Origin of the sequence: Metabacillus sp. 113a (genome assembly GCF_050107635.1) — a bacterium.
In the GTDB taxonomy this organism is placed as follows: domain Bacteria; phylum Bacillota; class Bacilli; order Bacillales; family Bacillaceae; genus Metabacillus_B.
This window is the reverse complement of the sequence record NZ_JBNILJ010000036.1, coordinates 1-478: the sequence shown is the minus strand read 5'-3', so window position 1 is coordinate 478 and position 478 is coordinate 1. Positions and strand designations below refer to the sequence as shown.

At 47.1% G+C, this 478-nt stretch carries 2 tRNA genes and 1 rRNA gene; all 3 read left to right on the top strand.

Annotated features, from left to right (window positions below):
• A 16S ribosomal RNA gene (locus ACQCVE_RS19585) occupies positions 1–53 on the top strand; the annotation flags it as partial.
• A 93-nt stretch (positions 54–146) separates the two neighbouring features.
• Positions 147–223 (top strand) — tRNA-Ile (locus tag ACQCVE_RS19580).
• 28 nt (positions 224–251) lie between these two features.
• Positions 252–327: transfer RNA gene (locus ACQCVE_RS19575), tRNA-Ala, on the top strand.
• The last annotated feature ends 151 nt before the right edge of the window (positions 328–478 follow it).

Below are 478 nucleotides of genomic sequence, written 5' to 3'. Positions count from 1 at the left end.
TGAAGTCGTAACAAGGTAGCCGTATCGGAAGGTGCGGCTGGATCACCTCCTTTCTAAGGAAGATATGAGCATCCAAGCGATGCAAACCATTAACGGACGCACTTCGAATTTGTTTAGTTTTGAGAGAACTTTGTTCTCTTTATGATGGGCCTATAGCTCAGCTGGTTAGAGCGCACGCCTGATAAGCGTGAGGTCGATGGTTCGAGTCCATTTAGGCCCACCATCTTCATACTGAAAAAATCATTTCGCCCGGGGCCTTAGCTCAGCTGGGAGAGCGCCTGCCTTGCACGCAGGAGGTCAGCGGTTCGATCCCGCTAGGCTCCACCATCGAGACTTTTTTTGTGTCTCCAATTGTTCTTTGAAAACTAGATAACGATATGAATGTCAAACATTCACACGAGTAAGAAACGACCTTATGATTTTCTTCGTCCGTTTACCGGTTGAAGAAATGAACACAAGCCTTAAGACCATCCGGTCT